At 61.0% G+C, this 19,157-nt stretch carries 17 protein-coding genes; 11 read left to right on the top strand and 6 right to left on the bottom strand.

Annotated elements, in window-relative coordinates:
• Window positions 1–17 precede the first annotated feature (17 nt).
• Window positions 18–1,127 (bottom strand): zinc-dependent alcohol dehydrogenase, encoded by a 1,110-nt coding sequence (locus LAC81_RS23360; protein WP_113537016.1) that lies wholly within the window; start codon window positions 1,125–1,127, stop codon window positions 18–20.
• A 157-nt stretch (window positions 1,128–1,284) separates the two neighbouring features.
• Between LAC81_RS23360 and LAC81_RS23355 the strand changes: the two genes are divergently transcribed.
• Window positions 1,285–1,578: a hypothetical protein gene (locus LAC81_RS23355; protein ID WP_113537017.1), complete on the top strand. Its 294-nt coding sequence runs from the start codon at window positions 1,285–1,287 to the stop codon at window positions 1,576–1,578.
• 23 nt (window positions 1,579–1,601) lie between these two features.
• Here the strand turns inward: LAC81_RS23355 and LAC81_RS23350 are convergent, their stop codons facing one another.
• The 4 genes from LAC81_RS23350 to LAC81_RS23335 all read right to left on the bottom strand — a co-directional run bounded on the left by LAC81_RS23350 (window position 1,602) and on the right by LAC81_RS23335 (window position 4,889).
• On the bottom strand, window positions 1,602–2,645 hold the full coding sequence (locus LAC81_RS23350; protein WP_223729553.1) for an amidohydrolase family protein: 1,044 nt from the start codon (window positions 2,643–2,645) through the stop codon (window positions 1,602–1,604).
• Between the two features lie 44 nt (window positions 2,646–2,689).
• Window positions 2,690–3,556: a phosphate ABC transporter substrate-binding protein gene (locus LAC81_RS23345; RefSeq protein WP_223729552.1), complete on the bottom strand. Its 867-nt coding sequence runs from the start codon at window positions 3,554–3,556 to the stop codon at window positions 2,690–2,692.
• A gap of 156 nt (window positions 3,557–3,712) precedes the next feature.
• A complete protein-coding gene (locus tag LAC81_RS23340) occupies window positions 3,713–4,252 on the bottom strand; it encodes a chromate transporter (protein WP_223729551.1) in 540 nt (179 codons plus the stop codon).
• Entirely contained in the window at window positions 4,245–4,889 is a 645-nt protein-coding gene (locus LAC81_RS23335) for a chromate transporter (RefSeq protein ID WP_223729550.1), read from the bottom strand. Before LAC81_RS23335 ends, LAC81_RS23340 begins: the two co-directional genes overlap by 8 nt.
• A 506-nt stretch (window positions 4,890–5,395) precedes the next feature.
• Here LAC81_RS23335 and LAC81_RS23330 point away from each other — a divergent pair.
• The 8 genes from LAC81_RS23330 to LAC81_RS23295 all read left to right on the top strand — a co-directional run bounded on the left by LAC81_RS23330 (window position 5,396) and on the right by LAC81_RS23295 (window position 14,488).
• Window positions 5,396–6,907: a tripartite tricarboxylate transporter permease gene (locus LAC81_RS23330; RefSeq protein ID WP_223729549.1), complete on the top strand. Its 1,512-nt coding sequence runs from the start codon at window positions 5,396–5,398 to the stop codon at window positions 6,905–6,907.
• Window positions 6,904–7,431 carry a tripartite tricarboxylate transporter TctB family protein gene (locus LAC81_RS23325; protein WP_113537022.1) on the top strand — a complete coding sequence of 176 codons (528 nt, stop codon included), beginning with the start codon at window positions 6,904–6,906 and terminating at the stop codon, window positions 7,429–7,431. Before LAC81_RS23330 ends, LAC81_RS23325 begins: the two co-directional genes overlap by 4 nt.
• A 157-nt stretch (window positions 7,432–7,588) precedes the next feature.
• Complete coding sequence (locus LAC81_RS23320; RefSeq protein WP_113537023.1) at window positions 7,589–8,593, top strand: Bug family tripartite tricarboxylate transporter substrate binding protein; 1,005 nt, start codon at window positions 7,589–7,591, stop codon at window positions 8,591–8,593.
• Window positions 8,594–8,633: 40 nt separating this feature from the next.
• A complete protein-coding gene (locus LAC81_RS23315; protein WP_223729548.1) occupies window positions 8,634–9,638 on the top strand; it encodes a Bug family tripartite tricarboxylate transporter substrate binding protein in 1,005 nt (334 codons plus the stop codon).
• A 117-nt stretch (window positions 9,639–9,755) separates the two neighbouring features.
• Window positions 9,756–10,610, top strand: coding sequence for an NAD(P)-dependent oxidoreductase (locus tag LAC81_RS23310; protein WP_223729547.1), 855 nt, complete (start codon window positions 9,756–9,758; stop codon window positions 10,608–10,610).
• Between the two features lie 118 nt (window positions 10,611–10,728).
• Window positions 10,729–11,952 (top strand): hypothetical protein, encoded by a 1,224-nt coding sequence (locus tag LAC81_RS23305; RefSeq protein ID WP_223729546.1) that lies wholly within the window; start codon window positions 10,729–10,731, stop codon window positions 11,950–11,952.
• Window positions 11,953–11,991: 39 nt separating this feature from the next.
• Window positions 11,992–13,497, top strand: coding sequence for an ethanolamine ammonia-lyase reactivating factor EutA (locus LAC81_RS23300; RefSeq protein ID WP_223729545.1), 1,506 nt, complete (start codon window positions 11,992–11,994; stop codon window positions 13,495–13,497).
• Between the two features lie 37 nt (window positions 13,498–13,534).
• Window positions 13,535–14,488, top strand: coding sequence for a LysR family transcriptional regulator (locus tag LAC81_RS23295; protein WP_223729544.1), 954 nt, complete (start codon window positions 13,535–13,537; stop codon window positions 14,486–14,488).
• A gap of 121 nt (window positions 14,489–14,609) precedes the next feature.
• Here LAC81_RS23295 and LAC81_RS23290 read toward each other — a convergent pair whose 3' ends face one another.
• On the bottom strand, window positions 14,610–16,079 hold the full coding sequence (locus tag LAC81_RS23290) for a S41 family peptidase (protein WP_223729543.1): 1,470 nt from the start codon (window positions 16,077–16,079) through the stop codon (window positions 14,610–14,612).
• Between the two features lie 451 nt (window positions 16,080–16,530).
• On the opposite strand from LAC81_RS23290, the gene LAC81_RS23285 reads away from it, so the two are divergent.
• Both LAC81_RS23285 and LAC81_RS23280 read left to right on the top strand, forming a co-directional pair.
• On the top strand, window positions 16,531–17,088 hold the full coding sequence (locus LAC81_RS23285; protein ID WP_419195880.1) for a phosphatase PAP2 family protein: 558 nt from the start codon (window positions 16,531–16,533) through the stop codon (window positions 17,086–17,088).
• A 78-nt stretch (window positions 17,089–17,166) separates the two neighbouring features.
• On the top strand, window positions 17,167–19,140 hold the full coding sequence (locus tag LAC81_RS23280) for a bifunctional DedA family/phosphatase PAP2 family protein (protein WP_223729542.1): 1,974 nt from the start codon (window positions 17,167–17,169) through the stop codon (window positions 19,138–19,140).
• The last annotated feature ends 17 nt before the right edge of the window (window positions 19,141–19,157 follow it).

Below are 19,157 nucleotides of genomic sequence, written 5' to 3'. Positions count from 1 at the left end.
TCCTCCCGAAGGGCCGGTCACATCCACGGCATCAGCGATGCGTGGATGACGTCGGGCACGCCCTGGCCGCCGACGGAGCGGATTGCGAGGTCAGCATCCTTGAGCCCGAAGGTATGGGTGGTGATCTTTTCCAGTGGGAACCGGTTGGAGGCGATTTGCTCGAGAGCAAGCTCACAGGCGAGGTAGCTGTGGCCGCGGGCGCTCTTGATGGTGATCGCCTTGGTGGTCACCTTTTCAAGCGGGAAGTTCGGGAACTCCTTCATCTCGCCCTGGACGAGGATGGTGCCGGCCTTGCGCTTCAATGCCTCCACGCCGAGGAGGATCGGGATGGTGCCGGCGCCGGCCGTGCAGTCCAGGGAGATATCGACACCCTTTCCGCCGGTGATCTCCATGATGCGGGCGAGAGGGTCCTCCTGCTGAACGTCGATGACATAATCGGCTCCAAGCGCCTTGGCGACCTCCAGCCGCGCAGCGTCCTTCGTCGTTCCCGTCACGATGATGAGCGATGCGCCTGCTTGTTTACAGACCACGGTCTGCGACAGGCCCTGCTGACCCGGCCCCTGGATGAGCACGGTGGAGTTATAGCCGACACCCGCGTCGAAGAGCGACCATTCGACGCCGTTGGCCATTGGAGTGACAAGACCGGCGAGTTCGGGCGTCACGCCCTTCGGTACGCGGTGAACCACTGCGTTCCACGGCAGGTAGACATATTGGGCGAATCCGCCCCACAGGTGCGGCGCGCGCTCGGCCGAGGTATAGCCGTAGCGGATGCCTTCGGGATTGTTGCGCCAGTCGGTGTTTTCGCAATGGCGATACTGACCCTGGTGGCACCATTGGCACTTGCCGCACATGACGTAGTGCTCGACGAAGACGAGGTCGCCTTCCTTGAAGCCCTTGCGGCGGGTGAATTCACGGCCAGCCTTGGCGATGTACCCGATGTTCTCGTGACCCATGATGGTGGGCGCATTGTTCGGCGGGCTTTTGAACAGCTTGACGTCGGTGCCGCAAATGCCGGCGACTTCCATCTTCAGAAGGGCAGCGTCTTCCGGGATGTCGGGCATGGGGAATTCGCGCATTTCCATCTTGCCCGGGCCGGTGCGGACCGCTGCGAGTACCTGTTGCGTCATCTCTTCATCCTTTCGAGTGCTGTCCGACGGCGAGCATGCCTGGCATGCCGTTTTCGCCCGGTTGGTTTTTCCGAATTGGTTTTTGACAGGCCGGATGCCGGCCCTCTAAGTATTGGGATGCCATCCGCCGCGAAGTCGGCAGGTCAGGATCGAAACCATGCTCAAATCGTCTGCAGCCCGTTCTGAAGCGCTCGCTGCCACCCGCCGGGTGAAGGCGTGGACGCGCGAACGCTTTTCGCTGGACGAGGACGTCGTGGTCGTGGTGTCCGAGGTTGCGTGTGGCCTTCCCGGATGCCCGCCGCTGGAGACCATCGTCGCCTTCTGGACCGCACCTGACCGACGCCATCAGTTCAAGGCTTTCAAACGTGTTGCAGACGTCACCGAAGACGACCTGCCGCCTTACTGGATGAAGGATGCGATCCTGTCTGACGGCGACATGTCCTGCTGCTGACGAAAACGACGCGGCGACCATGACTAAAGTCCGGCCCGGCCTGGGCGCCCGCGTTTGGTGAGCTGCGCATCGAGGCGCGGATAGACGCGCCGCGCGTTGCCTTCAAAGACCTTGTAGCGGCTTTCTTCGTCGAGCGTCGTCAGCTGGTCGATGTAGCGCTTGGTGTCGTCGTAGTGGTGGCCCGTCTCCGGATCGATGCCCTTGACCGCGCCGAGCATTTCGGACGCGAAGAGAATGTTGTCGATCGGGATGACCTTGGCCATCAGCTCGATGCCCGGATAGTGGTAGACGCATGTGTCGAAGAAGACGTTGTTGAGCAGGTGGTCCGTAAGGAGCGGCTTCTTCATTTCCTGCGCCAGACCGCGATAGCGCCCCCAATGGAACGGTACCGCCCCGCCGCCATGCGGGATCACGAACCGCAGCGTCGGGAAATCCTTGAACAGGTCACCCTGTATCAACTGCATGAAGGCCGTCGTGTCGCCGTTGATGTAATGCGCCCCCGTGTGGTGGAAACAAGGATTGCAGGACGACGTCACATGGATCATGGCGGGAACGTCGAGCTCGCAGAGCTTTTCGTAGAGCGGGTACCATTGGCGGTCGGTGAGCGGCGGGTCGGTCCAATAGCCACCGGATGGATCGGGGTTGAGGTTGACGCCGACGAACCCGAGTTCGGTGACGATACGCTCGAGTTCAGGGATACAGTTCTTCGGCGGCGCGCCGGGATGCTGTGGCAACTGTCCGACCGCTGCAAAGTTGTCCGGCAGGAGTTTGCAGATGCGGTGGATCAGGTCATTCGACATTTGCGACCACTGCATGCTGACGGCTTCCGTGCCGACATGATGGGCCATGCCGGCGGCGCGGGGTGAGAAAATCGTCAGGTCGCTGCCGCGTTCCTTCTGAAACGTCAATTGCGGCTCAACGGACTTCAGAAGCATCTCGTCGGTGATGCCGAGATCGGTGGTGAGCGGACGGCGCATCGGATCAGCGAGGCCGGCGAGCTGCCGGTCGCGGAACAGGTGCAGAGCCTGTGGCTCGGTGGTGTAGTGTCCGTGAATGTCGATGATCATGGCGATATCCTTGAATGCCATTTCTTGGGGCGCGGAGCCGAACTTCAGATCGCGGGGTAGAGCTCGCGGGCGTCATAGGTGCGCGGAGTGATGCCCTGCTCGGCGGAATAGGCAAAGGCGAGCTGCAGCGAATCCCTGTTTGCCTCAAGCCCGTAGGCCGGCGGCGGTGCCGCGCCATCGGCGACGGCCAGGTGGCGTGCCTCCTCGAACATTTCCATCAGCTCGCCGGCGAGCCAGGGATATTCCTCGAGGAGCGCCGTCTTGACGGTAACAGTGTGATTGATGGGCACGATACCGGTGCGAGCAATCCAGGCTTCAGCGGTGGCCTCCGCGTCCGGGATCACGGTGCGAATGCCTGCGGGATCGACGTCGCGCTCACCCATGATGGCTGCGAGCGCGCCCGAGAGCATCAAGGGACGAAGCGCCATTTCGCTGCGGTTACGTTCGGTGTTCGCAGGATCCTGGTACTCGCCGAGATGGGCGTCTTCCATGGTGACCCAGGTGATGCCGTCGAGATCGACGCCATACTCATGCTGGAGGAAGCCGCGCACCCAAACGCCGGAGGTCTGAGCATAGGCCCGTACGCCGACCCGGGTTCCCGCCAGATCCCGCGGACCTTCAATAGGCGATGTGGCGGGACAGACGAGATTGGTGTGGGGCAGACGGCTCCAGAGCGGGATCGCGAGGCCCGTGATCGGTTTTCCATAGTGATGCGCCAGCAGGTGCGTGACGATCGCCATTTCCGAAACGTCGAGGTCACCACCGCGAACCATCGTACGGAAAGCCTTGGGCAAGGGCTCGAAGTCTTCGAACACCAACTCCACTCGGTTCGAGCGAACGCGTCCGTCCTTCAGTGGCTTGACGTGATCGTGCTTTCCAAGCGCCGTTTTCAGCACCAGGGGGTGCGTCATCTTCCTTTCCTCCCGAAATAGAAGAGTGTTCCTTTATATGGAACAGCGTTCTTGTTTAAGTATCATACTGTGAATCGGAGTGCGGTCAATCGCGCCGCGCCAAAATTATCCGTTGCAGGAAGCGCTGGGGGTTGCTCAGCGAACGATGCGTGCGCCTCAGACTTGTCCGGCGAGGCTCAAGATGAAGTAGAGGGCACCGGCCGCAGCCAGCAGCGGGTAGGGGCCGAGCTTTGTCCGCAGCAGGACGATGCCGGCCGCAAGAGTGGTTGCCAACTCGACCGCCGAGAACTGCGCCGAGCGGCCGACGGCGAAGACACCCGCAAAGATCAATCCGACCGCCACCGGAGCCAGACCTTTTTCCGCTGCGATCGCCCAGGGGCGCCCTCGGTGTCGCTGCCAGTAGCTTCCGACGGCGCAAATGAGGATCGATGACGGCAGAAAGATCGCAAGCGTCGCGAGCACAGCGCCCAGAATGCCGCTCACTTCCCAGCCAATGAGTGAGACGATCATCGTCCCCGGCCCGGGTGCCGCTCGCGATATTGCGTAGAGATCAGTGAAGCGGGCAGCGCTCAGCATGTGCTGCGCATCGACCGTCTGATGCTGGAGGCTCGCGATGATGGTTTGGCCGCCGCCAAAGGAAACGAGGGACAGCGGAATGCACATCATGATGAGGTTGAGGAGCTTGCCGTCATCCATGATGCGACCTTCGCCGTTCAAGCCAGAAAGTGGCGGCGACACTGATGGGGATAGCGCCGGCGACGACCAGGACAAGGGGCCAGCGCAAGACGCCGACAGTCAGGAACACCGCAACCGCGATGCCGATCGGCAAAACGTGGGGCTTCAGCCGGCGCGCCGTCTTTATGCCCATGGTCAGGCTCGAGGCGATGCCGACGCAGGCAAGCCCGCGCAGAACTGCCTGTGCCTCCGGATAGCTGCGCAGCTGTTGATAGGTAAAGCTTAAGGCCAGGATCGCGAGGAAGGCGGGCATGATCATGCCGCACAGCGCCGCGGCCGCTCCCCGCACCCCGGAAAGCTTCAAGCCAATGTAGACGGCCAGGTTGACCGGATTGGCGCCGGGCATGATCTGCGCGATCGTCAGTGTCTGCAGGAACTCCTGGTCCGTCAGCCAGCGCCGGCGCTCAACGATTTCACGATGTGTCCAGCCCGTCATTCCGCCGCCAAACGACGAAGCGCCGAGCCGGAGGAAGGACGAGAGCAGGTCTAGAACCGGGACAGGTTGAACCGCGACTGGCGCGCATTCTCCTACGGGCTTGTCCATCTCTCCTCCGGAACGATGCAGGTCGGCCTGATACCTGTTGACGGGCGTGATCATGGCCTGAGAAAGCGCGAGCAATCTGCTGTCGGCGCTGGAGCAGATGCTAAGAGGCGAGCAGCCGCGAAGTCCACGCCATTTCGGCTTAGCCTCGAAGTAAGAAAAACTTAGCGCCACGCGCCGGCTTGCCGGGGTTGCGGTCGGTAAGAAAACGAGCCTGGGTTGGAAACGAACCTCCAACCATGTACGGCTTGCGGACGCATCCGCCGCAAACCAACCAATAAGTTGATGAAATACCTAGAGAAACGGGGAGAAACCGTGACGCTGTCCGATTGACGCCTCAAGGGCTGCCAAACGCTGCCCGCGCAAAAACTGCTGGACTAAGCATAATTTTTTGCTTTGGACAAAGATTGGGCCGGTGGCACTAATTGACAAAAGCGAACGGCAAGCAGCCGACGCAAAATGACGGCAATCACCCAGCTTGCGGGAGGAGATCGCAAGCGATTGCCCGACGGGACTCATCGCCTTGGCGATGTCATCCCGTCCTACGGGAGGTGGAACCAGAAATGATCGAGACTATGTTCGGGGCGCTCTACAATCTTGTGAGCACGCCCCACATCATGGGTCTCATGCTGATTGCGGTCGTCTTCGGCCTGCTCGTCGGCGTGACGCCCGGCATCGGTGGGAAGCTTTCCATCGCCATGGCTATTCCGTTCGTCTATGGCATGGACATGGTGGCCGGTGCCGTTTTCCTCTTGACGATGCATGCCGTCAACGGAACCAGCGGCCAGATCTCCAGTATCATGTTCGGCATTCCGGGCGACGGCGACGACGCTGCAACGACACTCGACGGGTATCCGCTTGCCAAGCAAGGGCAGGCGGCGCGGGCGCTCGGCGCCAGTATCACCGCGTCCGGCGTTGGCGGCATCATCGGTGCGGTTGTCTTTGCCGTGATGATCCCGGTGCTCGAACCGGTCATCTTGATGTTCAGCCCCGCGGAATTCTTCCTGATCGCCCTGCTCGGCATCAGCTTCATCGCCTTCCTGGCCAGCGGCAGCAAGATCGTGAAGGGCCTGATTGTCGGGTTCTACGGTCTGATGCTGTCCACCGTCGGCATGGATCCGATCACCGGCACCCCCCGTTACGCCGGCGACATGCTGTTCCTCTGGGACGGCGTCAGCCTTGTCACCGCCGTTCTCGCCATGTTTGCCGTGCCGGAAATGCTGGCGCTTGCCACCAAGGGCGGTGCGATCTCGGCAGTGCCCATGGACAAAGCGTTCTCATACCGTCAGCTGTTTTCAGGCGTCATGGAAGTGCCTCGCCATTGGTGGCTCGTCATCCGCACGTCGATCATCGGCGCGATTATCGGCATGATCCCGGGTCTTGGCGGCTCGACCGCGGCATGGCTTTGCTACGGTCACGCCGTCCAAAGCTCGAAAACGCCGGAGCGGTTCGGCAAGGGCGCGATCGAAGGCGTTATCGCCCCTGAAACCGCCAGCAATGGCAAAGAAGGCGGCTCGCTTCTTCCCACCCTTTTCTTCGGCATTCCCGGAAGTTCCGGCATGGCGGTTCTGCTCGGTGCCTTCCTCATTCTCGGCATCCAGCCGGGCGCGATGATGGTCACCAAGCACCTCGACCTGGTCTGGACGCTGATCTGGGCGCTGGTGGTCGGCAACCTGATCGCCGTCGGCATCCTGTTGTTCGCCTGCCGCTGGATTGCCGTGTTGACCTTCGTGAACGGCCGCATGCTCGCTCCGTTCATCCTGATCTTCGTCACGATCGGCTGTTTCGTCAGCGACGTGCAGTGGCAGAACCTGGTGCTCCTCGTTCTCTTCAGCGCGGTCGGCTACGGCTTCCAGCGTGCCGGCTGGCCACGTTCACCCTTCGTGATCGGTCTGGTTCTCGGCGGACAGGCGGAGGCCTCGCTCCATCAGGCTCTGCAGTTGTGGGGATACTCCTTCTTCCTGCGCCCGATGTCGCTCGTATTGATCAGCATGATCGTCGCCCTGATGGCCTACGCCTTCTATCGCAACTTCCGGCCAAGCAGCTCGCATTCGGGCGTGGAGGTCAACACATGAGACGCTTTACATTCAGCACCTGGCTCACCGTCGGCATGCTCGCTTTCTTCTGCGTGATGGTGGGGCTGTCGACGGAGTTCCCGGCAAAGGCCCGCTTCATGCCGCTGATCGTGGGCATTCCGGCAATCGGGCTCTGTCTCATCCAGCTGGCGATCGACCTTTTCCATTCGCCGAAGAGTGCCTTCCACGGTGCCCCGCGCGCAGGCGTTGCCCATGTGCCGGGCGCCGAGCCGGAACTGCCCGAGTTCGGTCCGCACACCGTGCGCCAGGAACTCACCATGTTGACCTACTTTGTAGCCTTCGTGGTGGGTATCGTGGTCCTCGGCTTCTATGTGAGCGTGCCGATCCTTCTGCTGACGTTCCTGCGATTGCAGGCCGAGGCGTCCTGGAAGATGACCATCTCACTTGCTGTCGGCGCGACGGCCTTTCTCTACCTGATGTTCGGCGCGCTGCTGCACATCCAGCTGTTCAGCGGCTTCTTCACGCCCTGGCTCCTGAGGTCGATCGGTATCGGCATGGCCTGAATGCCGCAGCGAAGTGGGCGCCCGCTCGGCGGGCGTCGGGAAAAGCGAAAACGGGAAACATGACGGCACAGGTTGGTTCGGCCAACGGTGAAAGGCGCCGCTTGCGCGGGAGGCCTGCTACTGGTTTGGCGAACGGTCGTGAATTCGGGAGGACGAAATGCACATCAATCGACGGGTTTCGGCAGTGGCCATTTCCGCGGGGGTTGTCGTTGCGGGAATGAACGTGGCAGGCGCGGAGGATGGTGCCGGCTTCTTCGACGGCAAGACGATCACCTATATCGTCGCGACATCGCCGGGCGGCGTCTACGACACCAATGGCAGACTGGTTGCCCAGTACATGCAGAAGCATTTGCCGGGCTCGACCTTCGTCGTCCAGAACATGCCAGGCGCCGGGCATCTGATCGGCACCAACTACATCTACGCATCAGAGCCCGACGGCCTGACGTTTGGTACCTTCAATACCGGCCTGATCTACGGCCAGCTCAGCGGTGATCCGAACATCAAGTTCGATCTGACGAAAATGTCCTGGATCGGCAAGGTTGCCTCCGATCCACGGGTGATCATCGTCACGAAGGAGTCCGGCATTGAAAGCTTCGAGCAGCTTCGTTCACTCGATCAGCCGATCAAGTTTGCCACCGCGGGCAAGGGTAGTGCCTCGATGATCGAGGCCACATTGTTCGTGAAGGCGCTGAAACTGCCGATCCAGGTCGTGTCGGGTTACAATGGCAACGAAGACCAGCTCGCAATGATGCGCGGTGAAGTCCAGGGTGTGATCGGCTCTCGCTCCGAGTTCCAGCAATTCGTGGAAGAAGGAAAGGGTCGCTTCGTCGCGCAGATCGGAGGCAGCGATACGGATGTTCCGCAGCTGTCGTCAATGATTGACGGTGACACGGCGCGACAGGTCGTGGCGCTGATTGAATCGCAAAGCGGGATTTCGCGGCTGACGGCAGGCCCGGCGGACATGCCGGTCGATCGTCTGAAGGCGCTGCGAGATGCCTATGTAGCCGCCACGTCTGACCCGGAATTCATCGAAAAGGCCCGTACTCTGGGCCTGCCCGTCGATCCGCTTGTCGGAAACGACGTCGGCGCTCTGGTCGAAAAGGCACTCGATCAGAAACCCGATGTCATCGAGGCACTGAAGGAAGCTTTGAGCGAGGGTTGAAGCTCGCTCTTAAACATAACTACAACAAGGAGGGAACCCAATGAATATGAACCGCATCCACAAGGCTGTCGTCGGCGTCGCGACCATGGCCGCCGTCATGGCAACTCCGGCACTGGCGCAGGAGGGCGCCGAGTTTTTCAACGGCAAGACGGTGAACTATATCGTCGCCACGGCCCCGGGTGGTGGTTACGACACCAACGCGCGCCTGGTCGCCCAGTTCATGCAGAAGAACCTGCCGGGCTCGACCTTCGTGGTTCAGAACATGCCGGGTGCCGGCCATCTGATCGGCACCAACTACGTCTATGCCTCCGAAGCGGACGGTCTCACCTTCGGCACGTTCAATACAGGCCTCATCTATGGCCAGCTGGCGGGCGATCCGGGCATCAAGTTCGACCTCGGCAAAATGTCCTGGATCGGCAAAGTCGCTTCGGATCCGCGCGTCATCGTCGTCACCACGGCTTCGGGCATTGAAAGCTACGAGCAGCTCAAGAACAGCAAGGAGCCGGTAAAGTTCGCGTCTGCCGGTGTTGGAAGCGCTTCGACGGTGGAAACGACCATGCTCGTCAAGGCGCTCGGTCTGCCGGTCGAGATCATCTCGGGCTACAACGGCAGCGACGACCAGCTCGCCATGCGCCGTGGCGAAGTACAGGGCATCATCGCCTCGCGTTCGTCCTTCCAGCAGTTTGTCGATGAAGGCAATGCGAAGATCATCGCCCAGATCGGCGGATCGGAAACGGACGTACCGCAACTGTCCTCTCTGGTCGACAACGCCGATGCGCAGAAGGTGATCGCGCTTGTGGCATCGCAGAGCAACATCTCGCGTCTGACGGCCGGCCCGGCCGGCATTCCTGAGGACCGCCTGAAGGCCCTGCGTGACGCCTATGCCAAGGCGGTCGCCGATCCGGAGTTCCTCGAAAAGGCCAAGCAACTCGGCCTGCCGGTCGACCCGAAGGTCGGTGACGACGTCGCAAATGTGGTCAAGGCCGCGCTCGACCAGTCTCCGGAGATCGTCAGCATTCTCCAGGATACGCTGAAGAAGGACTGATCCTGACCAAAAGAGCGGGCAGCCTCTTCGAGGTTGCCCGCTTTTCGGCCTGTTGGAGGCCACGTCGGCCGCAGGGAGGATTGCGTCCAGGCGGGCCATGACGTTTTCGAGGTGGAAATGAGAGTAGCAGTCATCGGGTCGGGCGAAATGGGGCTTGCCATGGGCGGCCACATGCTCCGAAAGGGCTTTGACGTTTCGGCCTTCGACGTCGAAGCGGAACGGCTGCGGCAGGCCGGCGAACTGGGGCTTCAGCCGAAGGAAAGCCTGGCCGATGCGGCCAGATCCGCGGAGATGTTCCTGCTTGTCGTTGCCAACGACCAGCAGGTGATCGACGTTTGCGATGGGCTTTCGGAGGCCGTCGGCGCCACCATCGTCGTTGCGGCGACCATCAGTCCGGAGACCATGCTTGGTCTGAAGCCGCGTATCGAAGAGCGCGGGCAGCGTCTCGTCGATGCGCCCGTGGTCTATGGTGCCTCCGGCGCACGCGATGGAACGCTGTTGTCGCTATGCGGCGGCGACCCGTCAGATGTGGATCGCGTACGCCCCGTGCTGTCCAGCTACAGTCGGGACGTCGTGCATGTCGGTCCGCTTGGTGCCGGGCAAGTTGCCAAGTCATGCAACAATTTGCTGCACTGGATTCATTGCGTGGCGAACTTTGAAGCTCTTTTGATTGCCAAACGTTATGGGATCGATGCGCAGCGCATGCGCGAAATCCTGCTGGCCTGTCCCGGCACCAACGGGACGCTTGCCCGGTGGGATACGACCCGCTTCACCTGGCAGGAGAAGGACATGGACGTGACCATGGATCTTGCACAAAAAGCCGGGCTGATGCTTCCGCTTTCGGCGCAGGTCGATCAACTGGTCAAGACGTTGAAGGCGTCGGACGTAAAGGCTCTGCTCTATGGACCGGAGGCGACCTATCTTGGCCGCACCGTGCGTCCGCTTTCCGCCGGCGAGGGCGGTCTGGGCTAGCGCCGGGACTCGTCCTCCCGGGAAAATGCCTTTTCCGAAAACACGCTACCGTCCCGGAATTCCAGACACCATAGTCCGGCTACACGCCGAGTTTTGAAGATCAACGAAAGACGATGAGATGAATAGCCAGAGCAAATCCCCGTTCAACGGCGAGCCAGCGGTGACACCCGACCCGGGCAACCGGAAGTTCCTCGTCGACCCATACAAGGACTGGTCTCGAGGCGAAGGCATCCCGATCCATCTCGATCTCGGCCACGATCTGCTTGCTCTCGAAACCGGCGAATGGGACCGTTACGAGGCGCGTGGGTGTTTTGCCCATACGCATGGGATGGGCGACTTCATGGCCAATTATGTCATCGAAGCCCTGCCGGGCCAGAAGACCCGCCCGGTGAAGCACCTTTACGAAGCGTTCTTCTATGTACTGTCGGGTTACGGCTCGACGACGGTGTGGCTGCCGGATGGGCAGAAGCGCACTTTCGAGTGGGGGCCGAAGGCGCTCTTTGCGATCCCGCTCAACTGCAAATACCAGTTCCACAACGGTTCCGGTCAGGAGACGGTCAGGCTCTCCTGCACCAACGATGCACCGCTGACGATCAACCTCTATCACAACCTCGACTTCGTCTTCGCCAACGACTTCGTCTTCGAAGATCGCCTTGGCGGTGAAAAACACTTCGAAGGCGATGGTTCGCTCTATTCCTACGGTCTGGACTCTGCGCGCAAGGTTCAGAACATCTGGGAAACGAACTTCGTCCACGATCTGACAAGCTTCAAGCTCTACGAGTTCGAGGGCCGCGGCAAGGGATCGCTCAACGTCAACTTCGTGCTCGCGGACGGCACCATGCATTCGCACGTCTCGCAGATGCCAGTGGGCCGTTACAAGAAGGCTCATCGACACGCCGCCGGCACCCACGTTCACGCCGTCGATGGCGAAGGCTATTCGCTGATGTGGTACGAGGGCGATTCCGAATTCAAGGAAATCCCCTGGCGGCATGGCTTCATGTATACCCCGCCGTTCTGGATGTACCACCAGCATTTCAATACCTGCGATCAGCCGGCGCGCTACGTCGCCTGCAGCCTCGGCAGCCGGCGGTATCCTTTCATCTCGCTGCGCCGCAAGAGCGCCGAAGGCGGTGGCGCCACGTCGGTGAAAGACGGCGGACGCCAGATCGAGTACGAGGATCAGGATCCGCGCGTTCACCGCAAATTCCTGGAGGAATTGCGGAAGACAGGCGTGCCCTCCGCCATGGGCGATCTGTTCGATGAAGAGGCGATCATGGCCCTCCCGGAGGAAAGCTTGACGGGCGTTATCCAGACGCCGATCCTTGCCGGGCCTGCGAGCTGAGCGGCCACACGCAAAGGGATAAACGGAGGCCAAGGATCATTGCACGACCTCGATTTCGAACATGAACACGAAGATATCTCGGAAACCGAGCGCCAGGAAATCGCCGATTGGCTCTGGAAGCAGGAAACCGTCGAACTCCTGACGGTCGGTATCGATATCGGCAGCTCGACCTCGCATCTGCTGTTTGCACGGGTCGTCCTGCGGCGTGACACGGAAGGACTCTCCAGCAGCTTTACGGTTATCGATCGGAAGGTCGTCTGGCGTTCGCCGATCCTGCTGACACCATTCTTGCCGGATGGCACGATCGATGCGCGTGAGTTGCGCCACTTCTTCCTGCATTGCTACGAGGACGCCGGCTATCGCCGCAGTCATATCGACACGGGCGCGGTTATTCTGACCGGCGAGGCAATCAAGAAGAAGAACGCACGCGCAATCGATGAAATCTTCGCAAGTGAATCCGGACGATTTGCGTGCGCAACGGCCGGCCACAAGCTCGAATCAATGCTGGCGGCACATGGTTCAGGCGCCACTACCTTATCGAAGAAACGAGGAGCTTGCGGCCTTCATGTCGATATAGGCGGCGGCACGACGAAGCTCGCGCTGATCGACGACGGCGAGATCATCAGCGTAGCTGCCTTTGCAGTCGGCGGCCGGCTCCTGGCGCACGACAAGGATGGGATCTGGTCGCGGATCGACGATTCCGCACGCGCGGTTGCCGAGGAACTGGGGCTCAGTGCGGACCCCGACACCATGGCGGACCCCGGCAACCGCGCAGCGATCGCTCGCCGCCTGGCAGCGCTGGTGGTGGATGAAGTACTGGGCACGCCACTTGACGATATGGGGAGGAGCTTCCTTCTCACGGAGCCGCTCGAACGGCGTGTCGAGCCGACCTACATTACTTTTTCTGGCGGCGTGTCGGAGTATATCTTCGGCTACGAAGACAAAGATCACGGCGACATAGCACGTTTGCTCGCTGGCGAGATCATCGCTCAGTTGACGCCGCGCATCGATATTCCGATCGTCGATGCGGGCCAGCGCATCCGCGCAACCGTCATTGGCGCTTCGCAATTCACCGTGCAGGTGAGCGGAAAGACACTCTACATGAACGGTGCGGACGTCCTCCCACGCCACAATATTCCAGTGGTTCACCTTGGGCGGGAGCTTCCCGAAGTCATAGACGCGGACGAGATCGCCGCGGCTTTCCGTCAGAGTGCAGATCGACAGGACCGTGACACCAGGGCGACCGTGGCCCTGGCCTTTTCCTGGACGGGATCGCCGGACTATTCGCGGCTCCTGGCTATGGCTAAGGCAATCAAGGCCGTCGCGGCTCCCGACGGAAAACGCGGAGAGCCTCTCGTCTTGATGATCGACGGTGATGTCGGGCAGACGATCGGCCGAATTCTTGATCGCGAACTCGGTATCCACACGCACCTGATTTCTGTCGATGGCGTTCGGCTGAAAGACCTCGATTTTGTCGATCTGGGTGAGTTCATGACCCCGCCAGGCGTAATTCCCGTTGTCATCAAATCACTCCTTTTCTCCTGAGTTGCCGGAAGGGCCGGCATGTGCCAATAGCTTGGCAATGGCCAGTTCTCCCGATGCAACCCGATCGAGCTTCGACGGACTTGATCTGAACGATATCGTCGTTTTCGCGCGCGTGGTGCAGCATGGCAGTTTCACCACGGCGGCCAAGCTGTTTGGCAAGTCGCCGTCCTATATGAGCAAGCACGTCACGCAGCTCGAAAATGCCTTGAAACTGACGTTGCTCAATCGATCGACGCATAACGTCTTCCTGACGGACGCGGGCAGCGTATTCTTCGATCACTGCGTTCGCATCCTGTCGGAGATCGAGGCAGCGAAGGCCGATGCGAGCGGTCTTGGTAGCGAGCTGATCGGCACGTTGCGCGTCCATTCGACACCCGGCGTCGGTCAGGCCCTGGTTGCGCCGGCCATCATCGACTTCAATGCACTCTATCCGACCGTGAAGGTCGAGCTCACGGTTTCCGCAAGCTCGGTCAACCTGATGGAGCGCGGTGTCGACGTTGTAATCGGGAGTCGGGATTTCGACGACGACGATTCGTTTCACACAGGCCTGTTTGAACGAAAGCTTGGGCCGGCCCCCTATGTCATCTGTGCTGCCCCTTCCTACCTGGAAAAGCATCCGCGCCCTGTAAAACCCGACGATCTTCGCCATCACAACTGCCTGATTCATACGACGCAGAAGCCCAATCCCAGGCATTGGAGTGCGCGAGTGGACGTGGAAGAAGTGGTGGTTGAAGTGGACGGAGCGTTTCACTCCAATTTCGAAAGCGCGATCGTGCTTGCGGCCGTGCAGGGGGCGGGTATTGCGCGCCTGCCGTTCTACAGCGTCGCCAGGGAAATCCGCACCGGCGAACTCGTGTCGATATTCGACGGCGAGATAGTATCCCGTCGCGTCATCAAGGCTTTCTATCCGAAGAGCCGGTTCGTGCCGAAAAAGTTGCGGGCGTTCCTTGCCATGCTGGAAGCGAGATTGAAGGAAACCGTATCGAGCTGATCTCGCGGGACGCACCGGCATGAAAGCGGTGTGGACAGCCTACTCACACGCGTTTTATGCCGTTGATGCCTCTAGAAGCTCCAGATTTGCAGTCCTTTCCAATCGCAAGAATTGGCGCTTCTCAATCCGCATTGCCGACCATGAGAACCTGCATGACCGCGGACATTGCGGGGTCCTTACCTGTGGCATAGTCGGCGAAGGTCGCGGATCTCAAGATGGCTGGTTCCAGGGAGCCTGCCGGTACGTCGTAGAAGTAATTCAGCAGGAAACAGGTCCTGAGCTGCGACAGGCTGCAGCCGTGCTCCCAGTCATGGTAGGCGGTGGTGTAGCGGATGGTGATCTGTGAATTCGGCAGAACCGTGCGGCCGCCTTCACCCCAAAACTGCAGCCGGTCGCCCATCGGCTCGCCGATCAGAATGGTTTGCGTTCCACCGAAATATTTCAGTCGCGCCGCAGTGCTGATCGCGGCGGAGAAGGTGTTTGCGCTGGTCAGCACGAAGAGCCGCCCTGCTGGCGGAAGAATTTCCGGAAGCCTCCGAGAGAATTCAGCCGTCAATTCGTAATTGCCGCCGCTGTTGAAGCGCAGGTCGACAACGGCGTTGCGTATGGGCTTTTGCTCGGCTTCATCGACTATCTTTGCGAGCGATCGGGACAATCCCTCCGGTGTATCGTCCCTGATGCGATTGATCTGGACATAGAGAAGGTCGGGCAAGGGGTACTCGTGCCAGGAGTTGGCGTCGAGCTGCTTGAGATAGGGCGGTAGCGTGACGCCATCGAGCATGTGTCGCCACCCGTCGCCTCGGTCGGCTTGCGAGACCGGACTCAAATCGCGCCGCGGCCAAAGATTGCCGGTCAAAGGTTCGTGCACGCCAGGGTTCGCGACAAGCGCGACATCTTCCACACGCCCATCCAGGAGGCGAATACGGTAGGTACTACCTTCTGCGCTATCTGCGAGATCAGCGGCAAGAAGCAGTTCGGGCGAGATCGTGAAGTTGGGCACAAATTCCCGGGCGAGATTGGTGGGACCTCCAACATGCGGGCGTAGTGCCTCCACAAGAGCGTCCGTCGTTCTTCCGTTCACCTCAAGGATCTTTCCACCGAGAAGGCGTGATTGATCGCTCGCCGCCGCGATCACAAACAGACCGTCGGCGAACCAGCCAAGACGAATGGGAACGGCGCCAAAACCGTAGCCGCCGACGAGTCCGACGACGTTGGTATGACCATTGTCGGCGAGCGCGACCGCCTTCGCAGCGGCCATCGCCAGACCAGGGTGATCGAGATCGCCGGCCCGCTGCTCCAACGAATCGAGGGCATGCGTAAATGCTGCCTTGGACGCGGGTGTGAAGCTTCGATCGACCTCAATCAGACGCCGCAGATGCGCGATATCCTGTCTGTTTTGTTCAAGTTGCGAGGTGGCAGCTGGAAGCCCGGTCTCCGGATAAGCCTTCAGCGTCGGATAGAGAACGACAGCAAACGGCAGCACCACAACAATGAGCAGGGCCGTCAAAGCGATTGCAACGAACCGAACCCCTCGACGACGCCACAGCCCCTTGCCCTTCGCTGCCGGACTGTCTTTGCCGATTGGTGCCATGTTCCCCATCCTTTTGTCGTCCGACTGTCGTTCGTGCTCGCCAGCAAAGTGCCCGCTGCGGATCGTTCGAGTTTTGGAGAGTGCCCCCAGGAGCCAATGTGGGGAGGCTTCAAGAGTATTGCAATTCCTGCGTGCGCGACCCGGGTGCTTGCCGACAGGTGGTCTGGCGACCGAAACGGTGCGCGGTCGCTGGTGCTGTCGGCCAGGCGAGAACCTGAACGGGTGCCTCGAATCGGAAGCTTGCAATTGCGCGGTTTCGACGACGAAATTGTAACCCGTCGCGCCGTCAAGGTTTGCTACCCAATGAGGTGGTTCGCGCCGAAGACGCTGCGGCGTTCCTTGCCATCTTGGAAACAAGATTGGAGGAAACCGTGTCGACTTGAGCTTGCACCGGCGACAGCCACTTGCTGTATCAAGGGTCCCGGGCGCGGACTAGGAATGAGGGGCGTTGATGCAGTTGTATGGAATTGACGCTGCGGCGACCCGCGCGATCAACGATCTGGCTGGAACTGCCGCGGCCGCGGATTTCCTGTGCATCTGGATATCTGCCATCGGCATACAGTTGCTTGTAGTCGCCGTTGCCGCGCAATGGTGGTACGGATCCGCCAGGAAGCATAACAGGCACGTGCTCGTCGCAGCGGGTCTCTCCTTCCTTCTTGGCCTTGCCATCAATCAGATCATTCTGGTGTTCGTTCACCGCATCCGGCCGTATGACGCCGGTATCACCCGGCTGCTGATCGAACGCAGCGCCGACCCGTCGTTCCCTTCTGATCATGCGACAGCGGCCTTCGCGATCGCAGCCACCTTCCTGCTCTGCGGCATGCGCACGCGGGGCTTATGGTTCCTTGGCGCAGCAGTACTGATTGCCTTCTCCAGGGTCTATCTGGGTATTCATTATGTAGGTGACATTCTCGGCGGCGTGCTCATGGGGGGCCTTGCTGCCATGTTGGTCCGCACGTTCTACCGGGAGGGAACGCGCGTCGACCGGGTCATCACGGGGATCTTTTAGGTCGAAACCATGGTCGCCTCGTTCCTGTCCGCTGTCACGGGGTTTATTGCAGCCCATCCGGGCGTTGCCTATGCGGCCGTGCTGTTGCTGGCGCTGTCGGAATCGATTCCATTTTTCGGCGCCTTCATTCCGGGGACGGCCGGGATTCTTGCAATCAGTGCCCTGGTGCCAAGCGGGATCGTGCAGCTTTGGCCGCTGCTCGTGGCAGCCTCGACGGGAGCAATCATCGGCGACGGTCTCTCTTTCTGGATCGGGCACCACTATCACAGGGCAATTCTCGAGCGGTGGCCGCTCAATCGGCATCAGGACCTAGTGGCCCGCAGCGAGACATTCTTCGCGCGACATGGCGACAAAAGCGTTTTCATCGCGCGTTTCACTCCCGGGGTCCGTGCGATCGTTCCTGTGCTTGCCGGCATGTCGCAGATGTCGGCGCGGCGGTTCTACTTTGCCAATGTTCTGTCCGCGCTCGTATGGGCGCCATCGCATATTCTGCCGGCTGTTTTCGTCGGCGCGGCCTTCAGCCGTTTCGGTTCCGCCGCCAAACCACTCGCCATCCTGGTTACCCTCTTCGTCGTCATCGTCTGGCTGGTAAGCTGGCTCGTTCGGCTTGCCGTGCGCCGCGGCGTGCCCTTCGTCGCGAACATGCAGCAAAAGCTTCTGGAACGTGCCGCGGCGAGCCATTCCCGCTGGGGCCGTTTCGCGCTTGAGTTTCTCGATCCGTTGCGCCCCGAAACGCGTGGGATATCGCTGCTACTGCTGATGCTGGTTGCGTCGGCCTGGTTATTCTTCGGCGTGCTGGAGGACGTGGTCAACGGCGACCCGCTGGTTCGGGCCGATGCCGCGATCTACTCCGCCTTGCAAGAGCTGCGCAGCCCGCCGGGCGACGCCATCATGCTCGCGATCACGGAACTGGGCGATACGGGCGTCGTGCTGGTCGTGACCACGGTCGTGCTCCTGTGGCTGGTGTGGAGGCGCGCCTGGCGCGCCGCTGCGTTTTGGACGGCTGCGATCGGCGGGGCGTCAGCCCTGAACACGGTCGTGAAGGTTACGCTGCACCGCGCCCAGCCCTCGGAAGCGTCCTATACTGGCTGGAGCGCCTTCTCCTTTCCAAGCGGCCACAGCACCGTCAATCTCGTTCTTTATGGGTTCCTGGCGTTCCTGATTGCCCGAGAACTCAAGCCAAACTGGCGCTTCCCGGTGGGACTTGCCGCGCTCACGCTCGCGATTTCGATCGCCTTCTCGCGGCTCTATCTCGGCGTGCACTGGTTTTCGGACGTAATCGGAGGGCTCGCCTTCGGCACGGCGTGGCTGGCGGTGCTTGCCATCTTTTACCTGCGCAGAGACGTGCCACGCATCGGCGCGCTGGGACTGGCGCTCGTTGCCGGCCTGGCACTCGCTCTCGCGGGTGGTGCGAATGTCTATCGACATCATGCGCGTGACACGGCCCTTTACACCAAGAAAATCGAGATGCCGGTGGTGGCTGGCGAAGATTGGTGGTCGGGCGGTTGGCAGCAGCTTCCATCGCAACGAATTGACCTGACCGGCGAGACCGAGGAGCAATTGACCATCCAGTGGGCCGGTGATCTGCATGCCATCGAAGGACGGTTGCTTGCGGCCGGGTGGCGTGTCCCGCCGCCCTGGGGGTCATTGCAGACGCTGGGCTGGCTTTCGGGCGGTGCGTCACCCGCAGATCTGCCCGTGGTGCCGCGCCTCGCTTTCGGGCAACTTCCCGCCTTGACCCTGATCCGAGTGGCGGGCGAAGACACCCCCCCGTCACGCGTGGTATTGCGGCTGTGGTTCGCCGACCTGCAAGTTCGCGACGGAAGAACCTCGCCCCTGTGGCTGGGCTCAATCGTCGAAGAGGAATTCAGCAGGCCGTTCTCGCTCATGACCGTCAGCCGGCAACGAGCCGGCAACAGTATGATGCCGGAACTGCCGACCATAGTGGGTTTGGACACGAAATCGGCAACCCGCTCCGGCCCGTCCGGGGACCTCGACAGGGCAGCCAAAGTGTTGCTGCTACGCGACCGCCCAACGGAGCCGGCGCACTGAACCAGGCGCCACACGTC

This window comes from Ensifer adhaerens (genome assembly GCF_020035535.1).
Taxonomy (GTDB): Bacteria; Pseudomonadota; Alphaproteobacteria; order Rhizobiales; family Rhizobiaceae; genus Ensifer.
The sequence above is the reverse complement of the archived record's forward strand: the minus strand, read 5'-3'. Positions and strand labels throughout refer to the sequence as shown.

Coding starts and splice junctions, on each gene's coding strand:
- LAC81_RS23290 (WP_223729543.1), bottom strand. CDS start 16,079: ATGGCACCAATCGGCAAAGACAGTCCGGCAGCGAAGGGCAAGGGGCTG.
- LAC81_RS23355 (WP_113537017.1), top strand. CDS start 1,285: ATGCTCAAATCGTCTGCAGCCCGTTCTGAAGCGCTCGCTGCCACCCGC.
- LAC81_RS23325 (WP_113537022.1), top strand. CDS start 6,904: ATGAGACGCTTTACATTCAGCACCTGGCTCACCGTCGGCATGCTCGCT.
- LAC81_RS23310 (WP_223729547.1), top strand. CDS start 9,756: ATGAGAGTAGCAGTCATCGGGTCGGGCGAAATGGGGCTTGCCATGGGC.
- LAC81_RS23295 (WP_223729544.1), top strand. CDS start 13,535: ATGGCCAGTTCTCCCGATGCAACCCGATCGAGCTTCGACGGACTTGAT.
- LAC81_RS23350 (WP_223729553.1), bottom strand. CDS start 2,645: ATGATCATCGACATTCACGGACACTACACCACCGAGCCACAGGCTCTG.
- LAC81_RS23330 (WP_223729549.1), top strand. CDS start 5,396: ATGATCGAGACTATGTTCGGGGCGCTCTACAATCTTGTGAGCACGCCC.
- LAC81_RS23315 (WP_223729548.1), top strand. CDS start 8,634: ATGAATATGAACCGCATCCACAAGGCTGTCGTCGGCGTCGCGACCATG.
- LAC81_RS23285 (WP_419195880.1), top strand. CDS start 16,531: ATGCAGTTGTATGGAATTGACGCTGCGGCGACCCGCGCGATCAACGAT.
- LAC81_RS23335 (WP_223729550.1), bottom strand. CDS start 4,889: ATGATCACGCCCGTCAACAGGTATCAGGCCGACCTGCATCGTTCCGGA.
- LAC81_RS23305 (WP_223729546.1), top strand. CDS start 10,729: ATGAATAGCCAGAGCAAATCCCCGTTCAACGGCGAGCCAGCGGTGACA.
- LAC81_RS23345 (WP_223729552.1), bottom strand. CDS start 3,556: ATGACGCACCCCCTGGTGCTGAAAACGGCGCTTGGAAAGCACGATCAC.
- LAC81_RS23340 (WP_223729551.1), bottom strand. CDS start 4,252: ATGGATGACGGCAAGCTCCTCAACCTCATCATGATGTGCATTCCGCTG.
- LAC81_RS23360 (WP_113537016.1), bottom strand. CDS start 1,127: ATGACGCAACAGGTACTCGCAGCGGTCCGCACCGGCCCGGGCAAGATG.
- LAC81_RS23320 (WP_113537023.1), top strand. CDS start 7,589: ATGCACATCAATCGACGGGTTTCGGCAGTGGCCATTTCCGCGGGGGTT.